Source organism: Martinezella sp. CNPSo 3964, assembly GCF_057784375.1.
In genome coordinates, this window is sequence record NZ_JBXSOW010000007.1 from 38,456 (window position 1) to 53,464 (window position 15,009).

At 61.1% G+C, this 15,009-nt stretch carries 14 protein-coding genes; 2 read left to right on the top strand and 12 right to left on the bottom strand.

Annotation, left to right across the window (positions count from 1 at the left end; all coding sequences use genetic code 11):
• Window positions 1–3: 3 nt before the first annotated feature.
• The 8 genes from mmsB to AC13Q5_RS21265 form a co-directional block, all read right to left on the bottom strand.
• The gene (gene mmsB / locus AC13Q5_RS21230) at window positions 4–885 is read right to left on the bottom strand and encodes a 3-hydroxyisobutyrate dehydrogenase (protein ID WP_488503048.1); all 882 of its coding nucleotides are present in this window, start codon (window positions 883–885) and stop codon (window positions 4–6) included.
• Between the two features lie 125 nt (window positions 886–1,010).
• The gene (locus AC13Q5_RS21235; protein WP_488503049.1) at window positions 1,011–2,069 is read right to left on the bottom strand and encodes an enoyl-CoA hydratase/isomerase family protein; all 1,059 of its coding nucleotides are present in this window, start codon (window positions 2,067–2,069) and stop codon (window positions 1,011–1,013) included.
• Window positions 2,070–2,108: 39 nt separating this feature from the next.
• Window positions 2,109–3,704 carry a GMC family oxidoreductase gene (locus AC13Q5_RS21240; RefSeq protein ID WP_488503050.1) on the bottom strand — a complete coding sequence of 532 codons (1,596 nt, stop codon included), beginning with the start codon at window positions 3,702–3,704 and terminating at the stop codon, window positions 2,109–2,111.
• 168 nt (window positions 3,705–3,872) lie between these two features.
• Entirely contained in the window at window positions 3,873–4,856 is a 984-nt protein-coding gene (locus AC13Q5_RS21245) for a branched-chain amino acid ABC transporter permease (protein WP_488503051.1), read from the bottom strand.
• A 1-nt stretch (window position 4,857) separates the two neighbouring features.
• Window positions 4,858–5,745 carry a branched-chain amino acid ABC transporter permease gene (locus tag AC13Q5_RS21250; RefSeq protein ID WP_488503052.1) on the bottom strand — a complete coding sequence of 296 codons (888 nt, stop codon included), beginning with the start codon at window positions 5,743–5,745 and terminating at the stop codon, window positions 4,858–4,860.
• Window positions 5,746–5,748: 3 nt separating this feature from the next.
• Complete coding sequence (locus AC13Q5_RS21255; protein WP_075855243.1) at window positions 5,749–6,450, bottom strand: ABC transporter ATP-binding protein; 702 nt, start codon at window positions 6,448–6,450, stop codon at window positions 5,749–5,751.
• A 2-nt stretch (window positions 6,451–6,452) separates the two neighbouring features.
• Window positions 6,453–7,235 carry an ABC transporter ATP-binding protein gene (locus AC13Q5_RS21260; RefSeq protein ID WP_488503053.1) on the bottom strand — a complete coding sequence of 261 codons (783 nt, stop codon included), beginning with the start codon at window positions 7,233–7,235 and terminating at the stop codon, window positions 6,453–6,455.
• A gap of 15 nt (window positions 7,236–7,250) precedes the next feature.
• Complete coding sequence (locus AC13Q5_RS21265) at window positions 7,251–8,459, bottom strand: ABC transporter substrate-binding protein (RefSeq protein WP_075855246.1); 1,209 nt, start codon at window positions 8,457–8,459, stop codon at window positions 7,251–7,253.
• 172 nt (window positions 8,460–8,631) lie between these two features.
• On the opposite strand from AC13Q5_RS21265, the gene AC13Q5_RS21270 reads away from it, so the two are divergent.
• The gene (locus tag AC13Q5_RS21270; RefSeq protein ID WP_457878706.1) at window positions 8,632–9,558 is read left to right on the top strand and encodes a LysR family transcriptional regulator; all 927 of its coding nucleotides are present in this window, start codon (window positions 8,632–8,634) and stop codon (window positions 9,556–9,558) included.
• Between the two features lie 12 nt (window positions 9,559–9,570).
• Here AC13Q5_RS21270 and galE read toward each other — a convergent pair whose 3' ends face one another.
• The 4 genes from galE to AC13Q5_RS21290 form a co-directional block, all read right to left on the bottom strand.
• On the bottom strand, window positions 9,571–10,608 hold the full coding sequence (gene galE / locus AC13Q5_RS21275) for a UDP-glucose 4-epimerase GalE (RefSeq protein WP_488503054.1): 1,038 nt from the start codon (window positions 10,606–10,608) through the stop codon (window positions 9,571–9,573).
• A 406-nt stretch (window positions 10,609–11,014) separates the two neighbouring features.
• The gene (locus AC13Q5_RS21280) at window positions 11,015–12,181 is read right to left on the bottom strand and encodes a pyridoxal phosphate-dependent aminotransferase (RefSeq protein WP_488503055.1); all 1,167 of its coding nucleotides are present in this window, start codon (window positions 12,179–12,181) and stop codon (window positions 11,015–11,017) included.
• Between the two features lie 142 nt (window positions 12,182–12,323).
• Window positions 12,324–12,749: a large conductance mechanosensitive channel protein MscL gene (gene mscL, locus AC13Q5_RS21285; RefSeq protein WP_075855254.1), complete on the bottom strand. Its 426-nt coding sequence runs from the start codon at window positions 12,747–12,749 to the stop codon at window positions 12,324–12,326.
• 250 nt (window positions 12,750–12,999) lie between these two features.
• The gene (locus AC13Q5_RS21290; protein WP_488503056.1) at window positions 13,000–13,566 is read right to left on the bottom strand and encodes a TetR-like C-terminal domain-containing protein; all 567 of its coding nucleotides are present in this window, start codon (window positions 13,564–13,566) and stop codon (window positions 13,000–13,002) included.
• A 137-nt stretch (window positions 13,567–13,703) separates the two neighbouring features.
• Between AC13Q5_RS21290 and AC13Q5_RS21295 the strand changes: the two genes are divergently transcribed.
• Entirely contained in the window at window positions 13,704–14,915 is a 1,212-nt protein-coding gene (locus AC13Q5_RS21295; RefSeq protein ID WP_488503057.1) for an MFS transporter, read from the top strand.
• Window positions 14,916–15,009 lie beyond the last annotated feature (94 nt).

The window sequence follows — 15,009 nt, forward strand, 5'->3', positions numbered from 1 at the left end:
CCCTCACTTCGCCTCGCGAAACATCTCGATGATCGCCGAAAAATCGCGGCCGCCGTTGCCGAGCTTTTCGAAGAGCGCATAGAGCTGTGCCGCTTCCGCACCCAGAGGTGTCGATGCACCGCTGGAGAGTGCCGCTTCCTGCGACAGCCGCAAATCCTTCAGCATCAAGGCAGCCGCAAAACCGGGCTTATAGTCGTTGTTGGCGGGCGAGGTCGGCACGGGGCCGGGCACGGGGCAATAGGTATTGATCGACCAGCACTGGCCAGACGAGGTGGAGGCGACGTCGAACAGGGCCTGGTGCGAGAGGCCGAGCTTTTCGGCGAGCACGAAGGCCTCGCAGACGCCGATCATGGAAATGCCGAGGATCATGTTGTTGCAAATCTTTGCGGCCTGGCCGGCGCCGGCATCGCCGCAATGGACGATCTTCTTGCCCATCATTTCGAGCAGCGGCTTGGCGGCCGCAAAGCTCTCCTTGGAGCCGCCGGCCATGAAGGTCAGCGTTCCCGCCGCAGCACCACCCGTGCCGCCGGAAACAGGCGCATCGAGCGAAAGGCAGCCGGCATCGCCTGCCATGGCGTGGGCCTTGCGGGCGCTGTCGACATCGATGGTGGAGCTGTCGATCAGCAGGGTTCCCTTGGGCACCGAGCGCAGCACGTCGGTCCAGACGGTGAGGACATGCTGGCCTTTCGGCAGCATGGTCACGACCACTTCCGCATCGGCCAGGGCCTCGGTCAGCACGCTGGCGGCTTTCACGCCCGCCGCTTCGGCTGCCTTCAGCACATCATGCGAGAGGTCGAACCCGGTGACGGCATGGCCCGCCTTGACGAGATTGGCCGCCATCGGGCCTCCCATATTGCCGAGGCCGATGAATGCGATCCGTGTCATGATGTTTTCCTCCCATGATCGGTTGAAGCAACTCCGGAAAAAGAGACAGATCTGCCCTCCATTCCGGAATTGCCTAAAGTAGCGAGATAGAGCGGTTCAGAAACTCGGTGATGAGCGGAACCCGTCTAGCTCGCAAAAAGCGGCGGCAGCGCCGGCACGAAGAAGCGGTCGATATCGGCGGCGGTCACCTCGGAAAGACTGGCCGGCGACCATTTCGGATTGCGATCCTTGTCGATGACAGCGGCACGCACGCCTTCGTAGAAATCGTGATTATACAATATGCCCTTGCAGGCGCCGAGTTCACGATCGAGGCATTCGGCGAGATTGGCGCTCGCCCTCCCTGCCCTCAGCAGCCGCAGGGTCAGTTTCAGGCTGGTCGGCGAGCGGCTGGCGATCACGCCGGCGGCTTCGGCGGCAAATTCTCCCGGCTCATCGGCCAATGCCTTTAGAATCTGCTCCACCGTATCTGCGGAAAACGCCCGATCGACCACTTCGCGGTTTGTCGCAAGCCGGCTTTCGCCGGCATCCGCCGCCATCGTTCTGATGAGGGCATGTACCTCTACGGCGGAGATATTAGCGGGTAGCCCTGCTATCGCATCTATGAGAGCCGGCAACGTGGAGGATGCGACACAATGATCGGCGAAACCTGCATGGATAACGTCAGCCGCCTCGACAGTCTGGCCGGTCAGGCCCATCCAGGTGCCGGCTTCGCCCGGTGCGCGCGGCAAAAGCCAGGTGGCGCCGACATCCGGGAAATAGCCGATGCCTGTTTCGGGCATGGCAAGGCGGGTGCGCTCGGTGACGACGCGATGGCTGCCATGGGCCGAGAGGCCGACGCCGCCGCCCATGGTGATGCCGTCCATCAGCACCACATAGGGTTTCGGGTAGCGAGAGATGGCATAGTTGAGCAGAAACTCCTCGCGCCAGAAGGTTTCGGCTTCTTTGGTGCCTTCCTTGCCGCTCCGGTGCAGCAGGCGGATATCGCCGCCCGCGCAGAAGCCACGCTCGCCCTCGCCCATGACGATGACACTTGCGATCGCCGGGTCTGCGGCAAAATCCTCCAGCGCCGGAGCGATCACCCGCACCATCGGCAATGTCAGGCTGTTCAGCGCCTTGGGGCGATTGAGCCTGATGATCCCGGCCGATCCGCGCCGCTCGATGATGACTTCGTCCGTGCTATCCATGCAAATCTCCTGTCCTTGCTGCCATCAATCCTCAGAGATTCATCTGTTGTCGGCAAGGATCATCTCGGCTGCCTTTTCGGCGATCATGATGGTTGGCGAGTTGGTGTTGCCCGATGTGATCGACGGCATGACGGAAGCGTCGGCGATACGCAGCCGTGCCAATGCCCGTAGCCGCAGCCGGGGATCGACGACGCTTTGCGCGTCGCCACCCATGCGGCATGTGCCGACCGGGTGGAAAATCGTCGTGCCTATGTCGCCGGCGGCGCGCTCCAGATCCGCATCCGTCTCATAGGCAGATCCGGGCTTGAATTCCTCGGGGTGGAACCGGGCGAAAGAAGGTTGCGCCACGATCCGCCGCGTCAGGCGAATGGAGCGCACTGCGATCTCCCGGTCACGATGCGCCGAAAGATAGTTCGGACTGATGGCCGGCTGCAGGGCGAAATCCGGGCTGCGCACATGCACAGAGCCACGGCTTTCAGGCCGCAGATTGCAGACGCTGGCCGTGATCGCCGGAAAGGGATGGACGGGGTCGCCGAACTTGTCGAGCGAAACCGGCTGCACATGATATTGCAGATCCGGCGTTTCCTTGTCCGGGCCGGAGCGGGTGAATATGCCGAGCTGGCTCGGCGCCATCGCCATCGGGCCGGAGCGGCGCACCAGATATTCGAGGCCGATCGCCGCCTTGCCGATGAGGCTCGTCGCCTTCTCGTTCAGTGTGGGAACGCCGGTCACTTTGTAGGCAAGACGAAGCTGCAGATGATCTTGCAGGTTTTCGCCGACCGACCGAACCTCGCGCACCACCTCGATGCCGGCCTTCCCAAGCACATCGCCATGGCCGATACCCGAGAGTTCGAGAATGTGCGGCGAGCCTATGGAGCCGGCCGAGAGGACGGTCTCCCTAGTGGCATAGGCGCGTTTCGCCACGCCGTCGTGCTGGAATTCGACGCCGGTCACGGCATCGTCCTCGACGATCAGGCGGCGGACCTGCGCTTTCGTGTAGACAGTGAGATTGCCGCGCTTCATGGCCGGACGCAGGAAGGCCTTCGTCGTGTTCCAGCGGATGCCGGAGCGCTGGTTGACGTCGAAATAGCCAGAGCCTTCGTTGTTGCCGCGATTGAAATCCGCCGTTTCGGGGATGCCGGCCTCCCTGGCCGCGGCCTGGAAAGCGTCGAGCACGGCCCAACGGACACGTGCCTTCTCGACCCGCCATTCGCCGCCGGCGCCGTGCATCTCGTCCTTGCCACGATAGTAATCCTCGGACTTGATGAAATAGGGCAGCACATCGTCCCAGCCCCAGCCGGCGCAACCGAGCTGACGCCAGAGATCATAGTCACGCGCCTGGCCGCGCATGTAGATCATGCCGTTGATGGAGGAGCAGCCGCCGAGCACCTTGCCGCGCGGATAGTTCAGCGACCGGCCGTTCAGGCCCGCTTCCGGCGAGGTGGTGAAGCACCAGTCGGTGCGGGGATTGTTGATGCAATAGAGATAGCCGACAGGGATATGAATCCAGTGATAATTGTCGTTGCCGCCGGCTTCCAGCAGCAAAACCCTATTGTTGCGGTCAGCCGAGAGCCGGTTGGCCAACACGCATCCGGCACTGCCGGCACCGATGATGATGTAGTCGAAGCGATCCATTCAAGAGACTCTATCGTCCCCTCTCTCCGCATGCGGGTAGAGGGCTAGGGTGAGGATGAGGGGCGGGAAGGCTCGGCAAATTCGGTATTCGCTGGAATCCGTGCAGGCCCCTCATCCGCCCCTCGGGCACCTTCTCCCCGCTTACGGGGAGAAGGAAAATCAAGCGGGTCACCGCCGATATTCGAACCCCAGCTTCCGTCCCAGCCGCGAGGCATAGAATTCGCCGACGATGCCACGGCGGAAGAGCAGGACGCAGACCATGAAGACGATGCCGGTGATGATGGTGACCGGGAATTCGGAAGTTGCGAGATAGTTTTCCAGCGTCGCCACGAAGCCCGCGCCGAAGATCGGCCCGATCAGCGTGCCGATACCGCCAAGCAGGGTCATGAGAATGACTTCGCCGGACATCTGCCAGGCGACGTCCGTCAGCGTCGCAAACTGGAAGACCAGCGCCTTGACCGCGCCCGCGAGCCCCGCGAGCGCCGCCGACATAACGAAGGCGCCGAGCTTGTAGCGGGCCACGGAATAGCCGAGCGAGATCGCCCGCTGCTCGTTCTCGCGGATCGACTTCAGGATCATGCCGAAGGGCGAATTGATGAAACGCCAGATGACCAGCACACCGATCAGGAACACGGCGAGGACGAAATAATACATGTTGAAGGAGTTGTTGAGATCGAGGACGCCGAAGAGGTAGCCGCGCGGCACCGACTGGATGCCATCTTCGCCATGGGTGAAAGCCGCCTGCAGGCAGAAGAAATAGAACATGTAAGAGAGCGCCAGCGTAATCATGGCGAAATAGATGCCCTGTCGGCGGATGGCGACGAAGCCTATGACGAGACCAAGCAACGAGGCTCCCGCGACGCCGATCAGGATGCCGATCTCGGGCGGCAAGCCCCATTCCTTCACCGCGTGCGCCGTGAAATAGGCGGCGCCCCCGAAGAAGGTGGCGTGGCCGAAAGACAGCAGGCCGGCATAGCCGAGCAACAGATTGAAGGCGCAGGCGAAGAGCGCAAAGCAGAGCACCTTCATGACGAAGATCGGGTAGATAAAGAACGGTGCCCAGATCAGGCCGACGAGACCGACCACCAGAAGCAGCTTCTGCACGGAAAGCTTCGGACGCTCCTTGGAACTCAAGGTGATCAATCCAGCCATATCACGCCTCCCGACCGAAGAGGCCCGCGGGCCTGAGGAGCAACACGATCGCCATGATGACGAAGATGACGATATTGGAGGCCTCCGGATAGAAGACCTTGGTGAGGCCCTCGGCAATCCCGAGCAGATAGCCTGTCACGATCGCCCCCATGATCGAACCCATGCCGCCGACGACCACGACCGCAAAGACGATGATGATCATGTTCGAGCCCATCAGCGGCGAGACCTGGTAGATCGGCGCGGCGAGCACGCCGGCAAAGGCGGCAAGCGCCACGCCGAAGCCGTAAGTCAGCGTCAACAACACCGGCACGTTGACGCCGAAAACCTGCACGAGCACGGAATTCTCCGTCGCTGCACGCAGGTAGGCGCCGAGCTTGGTCTTCTCGATCAGCAGCCAGGTGCCGATACAGACGATCAGCGAGGCGATGACCACCCAGCCGCGATAGACGGGCAGGAACATGAAGCCGATATTTTTCGCGCCCGCCAATTCCGTCGGAACGGCATAGGGCTGGCCGGAAGAACCATAGAGATAGCGGAAAGTCCCTTCGATGGTCAGCGCCATGCCGAAGGTGAAGAGCAGTCCATAAAGCGGATCGATCTTGTAGAGCCGGCGCAGGCAGAGCCGCTCGACCAGCGCCCCGAACAGGCCGACGATCAGCGGCGCAAGAACCAGGGCCGGCCAATAGCCGATGCCGGCATAGGCAAGCAGCAGATAGGCGGTGAAAGCCCCGAGCATATAGAGCGCGCCGTGGGCGAAATTAATGACCCTGAGCATGCCAAAGATGATCGCCAGGCCAAGGCTCAAGAGCGCATAGAAGGAGCCGTTGATCAGACCGATCAGCAATTGACCGAGAAGCGCCTGGGCGGGGATGCCGAATATCGTCGTCATGGCTCAGACCCCCAGAACCTTGTGCAGCATATCCATGCGCTCTGTGAGTTCGCCGACCGGAAATTCCGAGACCATCTGGCCATGATCCATCAGATAGAAGCGATCGGCGATGCGGCTCGCAAAGCGGAAATTCTGTTCGACCAGCAAGATGGTCATGCCGCGCCCTTTCAGCTTCTGCAGGACTTCGCCGATCCGCTGGACGATGACGGGCGCCAGGCCTTCCGTCGGCTCGTCGAGCAGCAGCATGCGGACGCCGGTGCGCAGGATGCGGGCCATGGCAAGCATCTGCTGTTCGCCGCCCGAAAGCCTTGTGCCGACGCTGTTGCGCCGCTCGTGCAGATTGGGAAACAACTCGAAGATCTCGTCGAGCGTCATGCCGCCGGGGGCGACAACAGGCGGCAGCATCAGATTTTCGTAGACGCTGAGCGTGGAGAAGATGCCGCGCTCTTCCGGCACGAAGCCGATGCCCTGATGCGCCGTCTTGTGCAGCGGCACCTGCATCATATCCTTGCCGGCGAAGGCGATCCTGCCCTTGCGGGCGCGGACGATGCCGACAATCGTGCGCAATGTCGTCGTCTTGCCGACGCCGTTGCGGCCGAGGATGGTGATGGTTTCCCCCTCGCCCACGCGCATATCGACGCCGTGCAGGATGTGGCTTTCGCCATACCAGGCATTGAGACCCTGAACTTCCAGAAGCGGCGCCATCGTCAAGCCTCCTCCGTGCCCATATAGGCCTCGCGAACGCGGGGGTCGCGGCTGACGGTCGCATAGTCGCCCTGAGCCAGGATCTCGCCGCGTTGGAGGACTGTGACATGGTGGCAGATATCGGCAACGACGGAGAGATTGTGCTCCACCATAAGCACAGCCCTGTCGCGAGCGACATCGCGGATGATGGCGGAGACGGTGTTCACGTCCTCCAGCCCCATGCCGGCCATGGGCTCGTCGAGCAGCAGCACCTTCGGGTCGAGTGCAAGCGTCGTTGCGATCTCCAGCACGCGCTTGCGGCCATAGGAAAGATCGGCCGCTATAGCATTGCGCTCCTTCGAGAGGCCGACGGAGGCAATGAGCTGTTCGGCACGCGCATTGAGGCTGTCGAGTGCCGAAAGCGGCCGCCAGAACTGGTGGGCGAGATTGTTTGGCCGCTGCAGGGCGACGCGGACATTGTCCAGCACCGTCAGATGCGGGAAGACGGCCGAGATCTGGAAGGAGCGCACGAGACCCATGCGCGCGACCTTGTCGGGTCTTGTCTTGGTAATATCGGTGCCGAGCAGCGTAATCGTGCCATGCGTCGGCTGCAGGAACTTGGTGAGCAGGTTGAACACCGTCGTCTTACCAGCGCCGTTCGGCCCGATCAACGCGTGGACGCGAGCGTGCTGTACGTCGAGATCGACATTCTTGACGGCGGTGAAGCCGCCGAAATCGCGTCGCAGTCCCCGGGCGGACAAGACCACCCGGGGCTCTTCATGCAGATGTGTCGCTGACATCGCCATAGGCTGGTCCAAGCCCTATTGCTTGACGAGGTCGCAGCCGCTCTTGGCGGGATCGATATAGGCTTCCTTGCCCGGGATCGTCGCCAGTACGTTGAAGTAATCCCACGGCTCCTTGCTCTCTTCCGGCTTCTTGACCTGAAGCAGATACATGTCGTGGATCATGCGGCCGTTGGCGCCGACCGTGCCGCCACGACCGAAGAAGTCGTCGACGGGCATTTCGTGCAGTTGCTTGGCGACGGCCTCGGTATCGTCCGTGCCGGCCTTCTGCACAGCCTTCAGGTACTGCAGCACTGCTGAATAGGTGCCGGCATGGATCATGTTCGGCATCTTGCCGGTGCGGGCAAAGAAGCGCTTGCCGAACTCGCGGCTCTTGTCGTCGAGGTTCCAGTAATAGCCTTCCGTCAGCGTCAGACCTTGCGCCGCCTGCAGGCCGAGACCGTGAACTTCGGCCAGCGTGAAGAGCAGCGCCGCCAGATGCTGACCGCCCTGGGTGATGCCGAATTCGGAAGCCTGCTTGATGGCGTTGGACGTATCGAGGCCGGCATTGGCAAGGCCGATCACCTTGGCGCCGGACGACTGCGCCTGCAGCAGGAAGGACGAGAAATCATTGGTCGACAGCGGGTGGCGGACGGAACCCAGGATCTTGCCGCCGCTGGCCTTGACGAAATCGCTGGTCTGCTGCTCGAGGGAGTAGCCGAAGGCATAGTCCGCAGTCAGGAAGAACCAGGTGTCGCCACCCTGCTTGACCAGCGCGCCGCCTGTGCCGACGGCCAGAGCATGGGTGTCATAGGCCCAGTGGAAGCCGTAGGGCGAGCATTGCTTGCCGGTGAGATCGGTCGTGGCAGCGCCTGTGACGATGTCGATCTTCTTCTTTTCCTTGGCGACCGCCTGCACAGCGAGCGCGACCGAAGAGGTCGTCAGCTCCATGATGGCGTCGACCTTGTCCTGGTCATACCATTGGCGAGCGATGTTGGAGGCGATATCGGGCTTGTTCTGGTGATCCGCATCGATGATCTCGATCGGCACGCCGAGAACCTTGCCACCGAAATCCTCGGCAGCCATCTTGGCGGCCTCGACCGACGATTTGCCGCCGAAGTCCGCATAGACGCCGGACTGGTCGTTGAGGATGCCGATCTTGACGACACCATCGGACGCGCCGGCGGCGAAGGCCGCGGTGCTGGTTGCAAGCAGAAATGCCAGGGACGCAATAAGACTCTTTCGCATATCCTCTCCTCCCAGAGATTTGGCAAAAATGAATCTGTTCAAAATTGGCCAGCCGCTTTCCTCAAAACGACTTTTCCCGAGAGGCAAGATCACGGAATTCGCGCGTTGACGCAAGTCGCGATTGCAACTAATTCCAAACAAGGTCTGTTCATTTTTGAACAGAGGAGGATGCATGAAGCGCACACCGCACTTTACCTGGGACGATCTGCAGTTTTTCCTCGCCGTTGCGCGAACCGGGCAGCTTTCGACTGCGGCGCGACAATTGCGCAGCAGCCACGCCACGGTCTCACGCCGTATCGACCGGCTGGAATTCGCCTTGAAAGTCAAGCTCTTCGAGCGCAATCCACGCGGCTACATGCTGACCAGCATGGGACAGCGCTTCGTCGATACCGCCGAGCACATGGAGCAGGAAACGGAACGTCTTCGTGCCGATCTTTCTGCTGGATCGGCGGCACAACGGGGTGTCGTGCGCATCAGCGCGCCAGAGGGGTTTTCCAATTTCTTCTTCACCGGCGTCCTGCCGGAGTTCGCCGCCAGGCATCCGAATATCTCGCTCGAGCTGATCACCATTCAGCAGATCATGTCGCTCTCGCGCAAGGAGGCCGATATCGTCGTGGTGCTCGACCCGCCGAAAGCTGGCCCCTATTTCACCGAGAAACTGACGGACTACCACCTACAGGTCTACGGATCGCGCGATTACCTTGCCCGCCATCCGCCAATCGAAAGCCGCGATGACCTGCCTGACTTCGCCTTCATCGGTTATATCGAGGATATGATCTTCGCGCCGGGCCTGGACTATCTCGACGACGTCCACCCGCGCATCAGACCGCAGTTCCAGAGCTCAAGCATCTTTGCGCAGCTGACGGCGACGAAGAACGGCCAGGGGCTCTGTGTGCTGCCGTTCTTCATCGCCGGCAAGCATCCGGACCTGCAGGTAGTCCTGCCGCATGCGGTGGATCTCAAGCGCCACTACTGGATCACCTGCCACCGCGACCTGCGCCAATCGCCGCGCGTGCGCACCGTCATCGATTTTCTGGCGGAGGCTGTGCGCAAGAACGCGCCGGCTTTTCTGGGACCTTGGAGAAGTAGCGACGGCTGAAGTCGCTCCCGGCTACGACATGCTCGGGGCGGCGTAGATCCTGCCGGCTCCGGCAGCATCGAAGCCCACACGCTCGGCAAGGCGAAGCTCCCAATCCAGCGAGGAGCGCACGATCGCTTCCAGGCTGTCGTATCTCGGCGCCCAGCCCAATTCGCGCCGGGCGAGCGTCGCATCTGCAACGATGCTCGCCATATCGCCGGGCCGGCGCGGCGCGATATGGATGCGGAAGGCGCGGCCATGGACGCGCATGACCATGTTGAGCACATCAAGCACGGAATAGCCGTGGCCATAACCGCAGTTGGCGACCAATGACCGCCCGCCATCGCGCAGATGTCGCAACGCCATGAGATGCGCCTCAACGAGATCGCTGACATGGATATAGTCGCGGACGCCGGTGCCGTCATGCGTGGCATAGTCGGTGCCGTAGATATCCACCTGGCGGCGGCGGCCAAGGGCTGCCTCGCAGGCGACCTTGATGAGATGGGTGGCGCCATCGGTCGACTGACCAGCCCTCCCCTCTGGATCAGCGCCAGCGACATTGAAATAACGCAGCGCCACATAGCGGAAGTCATAGGCTGCGGCAGCATCGCGCAGCATCAGCTCGGACATCAGCTTGGATTGGCCATAGGGGGATTCGGGCCGCAGCGGCGCATTTTCGCTGACCGGCCGATCCGCGGGCTGCTGACCATAGACGGCAGCCGTGGACGAGAAAACGAAATGGCGGATGCCGGCCCTGACGGCGGCGCTCATCAAGATGCGGGTCTTGCCGGTATTGTTCTCATAGTAGGCGAGAGGATCCTCGATCGACATCGGCACGACCGCCGAACCGGCGAAATGGATGATGGCCTCTATGTCGTTTTCGGCGAAAATCTGATACAGCAGCGCTTCGTCGGCGACATCGCCGAGATAGAAACGGGCAGCCGGCGGCACCGCCCAGCGAAAGCCTGTGGAGAGGCAATCGAGGACGACAACGTCCTCGCCCGCATCAAGCAATCTCCAGACCATGTGGCTGCCGATATATCCGGCTCCGCCCGTTACCAACACCGTCATTCGTCGCGTCCCCGCCAAGTCTTGTCGGTACCATATGAGGCCGCTTCCCCTGCGAAATTGATTAAAGGCGGGAGGTGGGGCGGGAAAGATTGCGGGAATGGTTAGAGTGGTCTTTCGCGGATCGATTGCATTTTATGGAATCGCTGAATCGCGTGATGCGGAGAGTGTTCACCCCCTCTGTCACTTCGTGACATCTCCCCCACAAGGGGGGAGATTGGAAACTTGCGGCACCAACCCACCTCAAGTCAATTTTGTATCTGGAGAAACTGAAGCGCATCGCATTGTTAAGGGCGGCTGCAAACTCCAAACGATCTCCCCCCTTGTGGGGGAGATGTCGCGACAGTGACAGAGGGGGGTATGCGGACAGACTAAAGGGAAGTTGCTAACGCAACAGAACGGCTAGCTCCTACAGCCCCAAAATATACCGACTCAGCCTTTCCGCAGCATCCGCAACCTGCACGGGATCGCGCAGAAAGCAGGCGCGCATGAACAGCTCTCCGCCCTTTCCAAAGGCCGTCCCGGGCGCCAGACCGACGCCGGTCTTGTCGACGATGTCTATGGCCGCCTTGCGGCTGTCGGTGACGCCGTCGATCCTGAGGAAGGAATAGAGCGCGCCATCCGGCTTCAGCGTCTGCACGCGATTGGTGGCAATCAACGCGTCGCAGAGGATATCGCGCGAGCGAGTGGCCTTGGCGATGTTGGAGCGGACGAAATCATCACCCTCGTTCAGCGCGGCAACCGCGCCCTTCTGCATGAATTGCGCGACGCCGGAGGTCGAATATTGCACGAGGTTTTCGATCACCTGTCCGAGCTCGGCTGACGCAACGATCCAGCCAACGCGCCAACCGGTCATCGACCAGTTCTTCGAGAAGGAATTGACGAAGAGGATCTTGTCGTCGGCTTCCTTCACATCCAGGAAACTCGGCGCGCGGCCACCAGCGTAATAGTACAGCGCATAGATTTCGTCGGCCATGATCCAGAGATCGTGCTTGCGCGCCAATGCCAGAATATCGCGGAGATCCTGATGGGTCGCCGTCCAGCCGGTCGGGTTGGATGGGGTATTGATGAAGAGACCCTTGGTTTTCGGCGTGATCGCTGCCTCCAGCCGCCCGAGATCGAGCGACCATTTGCCGTGCTCGAACTGTAGCGGCACAGCGACGGAACGGGCGCCCGCAATCTCCAATGCCGCGGCGATATTCGGCCAGGCCGGAGAGAGATAGACCATCTCGTCGCCGGGAGAGGTGATCGCCTGCACGGAAAGCTGGATCGCCTGCATACCAGAGCCGACGACATAGAAATTCTCCATCGGCAGGGAGGTACCGAAATGCCGGCCATAGTAATCGGCAAGCGCCTGGCGCAGCTCCGGAATGCCGCGCTGCCAAGTGTAAAAGGTTTCGCCGGCATTGAGCGAGGCCATAGCCGCGCGATTGATGAAATCCGGCGTCGGCAGATCGCCCTCGCCGACCCAGAGCGGCAGCAGACCCTCGCGGCCGCGGGCATAATTGACCACTTCGACGATCCCGCTTTCGGGTGCTGCGAGCGCGCGTGGGCTGAGGCTGTTCAGTATCGACATGCAAAGTCTCCGGTTTCTGCCTTCATAAAGCAGAGCAGCGGACAAATCCCATGACTTTGCCTTAGCGATCGATCGATTTTAGTGATGAATAAAGCCTCGGTCCTTTCGGACCGAGGCTTGCAAAGAAATTAAGTGAAACGTGTCAGCGCTTGGCGAGAAGATCGCGGATTTCCGTCAACAGCTGAACGTCGGCCGGCGGCGGCGCTGCCTCGGCAACTTTCTCTTCCTTGCGAGCGACCTGGGCCTGCAGAGCGTTCACGCCCTTGACCATGAGGAAGATGATCCAGGCGAGGATCAGGAAGTTGATGAGGACGGTGATGAAGCTACCGTAAGCGAGAACCGCACCCTGGGCGCGGGCGGCAGCGAGCGTCGGTGCATTGACCCCCGAAGCGAGGCCGACGAAGTAGTTCGAAAAATCGAAGCCGCCAAAAATCGCACCGACGATCGGCATGATGATATCGTCAACCAACGATTTCACGATGCCGCCGAAAGCGCCGCCAATGATCACGCCGACTGCGAGATCCATGACATTGCCACGGGCGATAAATGCCTTGAATTCATTAAGCATTGAGCAATCCCCTTCGCGTTGCCGTTGAATTCACTGATGATAATTAGCACCATCTTTTTCCTTATTTTTCAACAGCAAATTGACCGCGAGCCTCGTCCAGGCATGCATATCCCATGATAATTTCGCAGCTTTGGCAACTTTATCGTGCATATGTTCGACTACTTGTTCGTCAGTTGCGAGCAACCAAGCCGGAGCCACTGAATATGCTTAGCGGAGATCGAGTGAGTCGCTCGGCATTGCCGATTGCGCATCAAGTACCGGCTGCGCTCTCCGGCATTACCTTCGCAACGAGCCTGCGAACGCAGTCGGAGCCGGGCGCCTGATCGAAGAGGATGCGGTAGATGATCGGCGAGATGACGTGATCCATCAGGTCCGTCAAGGTGGGAAAGGGCTCGCCGCACTTCTCAGCCCGGGCAATGAAAACGGCAAGTTGATACCGCGTGTAGGTACCGCATTTTTCCGCATTTGCGCTGTCGGCTGCCGCAAGAACGTCGCGCAGCATTTGCCGGCCGACACCGGAGGCCATCTCATCGGCATATTGTTCGACCCAGGCCTCCAAATCTTCACGGGCGCTGCCGATGCTGGCCGGCTCACCCTCCGGCTGCAGATGCGACGCCGCCACATCCGCCAGAAGCTGTTGAAGATCGCCCCAGCGACGGTAGATCGTCGACGGCGTGACATTGGCACGCTGCGCAATCAGGGGGATTGTCACATCGGCGCGATCCATCGTTGCCAGCATGTCGCGGACGGATTGATGCACGGCAGCCTGCACTCTGGCGCTGCGTCCGCCGGGACGGGGATTTTCTCTGTAGCCCATAGGCCCTTGCCAATCTTTCCCTTTTGCCGATCGTGAATGACCAAGAGGCATTCACTAACGCAAATTATTTGCTTTTATACATCAGGCGACCTATATCCACCTAACGCAATGTTTTAGCTTTAGGCAGGATATAATCGATGACCTCGCTCGATTCCACCGCCAGCACGCCGATTTCACCAGCAAGACGCCTGGCGCCGGCCTATTATGCCGCAACCAGCGCCTTGTTTTTGGCCGCCTCATCCGCACCGACGCCTCTCTACCGCCTTTACCAGCAGGCCTTCGCCTTCTCGCCGGTGCTGCTCACGGTGATCTTCGCCGTCTACGCCTTCTCCCTCCTCGCCGCGCTGCTCATCGTCGGCTCGATTTCCGACCATCTCGGCCGCCGTCCGGTGATCTTCGCTTCGATCCTCCTCAATATGGTGGCGATAGCGCTGTTTTTAATGGCCAGAGGTCCGGATTGGCTGATTGCCGCCCGCATCGTGCAGGGCTTTGCCACGGGCACCGCAGTCAGTTCCATCGGTGCCGCCCTTGTCGATCTCGATCCGATCAGGGGATCGATCACCAACAGCCTTGCCCCGCTTGCCGGCATGGCGATCGGCGCGCTCGGCACAAGCCTGCTGATGCAGTTCGCGCCAGCCCCAACCGTGCTCGTCTATATCGTCACGCTTGCCCTGCTGGCGCTGCAGGCCGCGCTGCTATGGCTGGTGCCGGAGACAACGAACCGGCGGGCCGGCGTACTCGCATCGCTGAAGCCGGAAATCGCCGTTCCCCCGCAGGCGCGCCGGACGCTGCTGGCGCTGACGCCGATCAATAGCGCCGTCTGGGCGCTTGCCGGCTTCTATCTGTCGCTGGTGCCTTCGCTCGTCAGCGCGACGACCGGCAGCACGGCGCCGCTGGTGGGCGGCTCCGTGGTCGCGGCCTTGACAATCAGCGGTGCTGCCGCCGTCTTCCTGCTGCGTAAGAGATCCGCCGCCACGATCATGAAGTTCGGCATACCGACCATGGCCCTCGGCATACTGACCATTATCGCCGGCATGCATGCGGCTGAAGTGCCGATCCTCGCCTTGGGAACTCTGATTGCCGGCTCGGGCTTCGGGGCGGCTTTCCTCGGCACCGTTAGAAGTATCATGCCGCTGGCAAAGCCGGACGAGCGCGCCGGGCTGCTCTCGGCCTTCTACATCCAGAGCTACCTCGCCTTCAGCGTACCCGCCATCCTCGCCGGCTTTTTGTCGAAAGCACTCGGCTTTACCGAGGCCGCCGACATCTATGCGGCGGCAATCCTTCTGCTCATCGGCTGGGGCGTCGTTGCCTTGCGATCCAGTCGGGAAAAGCTCTTGAGTGTTGCGTAATAATACACTTACATAACACTTCCCGCTTGGCGAACCTCTCGAGGACGAATGAAAAAGGGCCGCTCCCGACAGGAGCGGCCCACCATTTACGCTG